This window comes from Natranaerobius trueperi, from assembly GCF_002216005.1.
GTDB classification, from domain to species: Bacteria; Bacillota; Natranaerobiia; order Natranaerobiales; family Natranaerobiaceae; genus Natranaerobius_A; species Natranaerobius_A trueperi.
In genome coordinates this window covers 1-692 of the sequence record NZ_NIQC01000076.1, presented here as the reverse complement: position 1 = coordinate 692, position 692 = coordinate 1, and the positions used below count along the sequence as shown (strand labels likewise).

Below are 692 nucleotides of genomic sequence, written 5' to 3'. Positions count from 1 at the left end.
GGCTGTTTAAGTCATGCTAGGCGAAAATTTGACGAAGCTTTAAGTGCACTTCCTAAAGATAAGCAAAACGCCGATTTGGCATCTCGTCAGGGACTTGAATATTGTAATAAATTATTTGCCATAGAGCGTGATATCAAAGATAAATCAAAAGAAGAACGTTACAAAATTCGGCACGAGCGTAGTTTTCCAGTAATACAAGAATTCGGGACCTGGCTAGAAGAACAAAAAGCTAAGGCATTACCTAAAAGTGCTTTTGGAAAAGCTATCTCTTACTGCCTAAATCAATGGGATAAACTAAATACATTTTTAGAAGATGGTAATTTAGAGTTAGATAACAACAGAGCTGAGAGATCTATCAAGCCCTTTGTAATAGGCAGAAAAAACTGGATGTTCGCTAATACACCTAAAGGAGCCAAATCTAGTGCTTTAATTTACAGCATTATTGAAACTGCCAAAGAAAATGAACTTAATCCATTTAATTATTTACAGTTCTTGTTTGAAAACTTACCTCAAATTGACATCAACGACCAAGAAAAATTAGATGAATTTTTACCTTGGGCAGAAGATCTTCCAGAAAACTGCAAGTTGCAAAAAACTCAAAGCAAATAGCAAAAACTGATTATAACAGTCACTCCCACTTATTTATTTAATGAGATGGGAGTTTTTTATTAAATCAATGTGGGTGCTATTTG

General features: G+C 34.4%; 1 protein-coding gene. It reads left to right on the top strand.

The window, feature by feature from the left end:
- Positions 1–609 (top strand): IS66 family transposase (gene tnpC, locus CDO51_RS13115; protein ID WP_143824749.1); only part of this gene is annotated, 609 nt, incomplete at its 5' end.
- Positions 610–692: the final 83 nt, after the last annotated feature.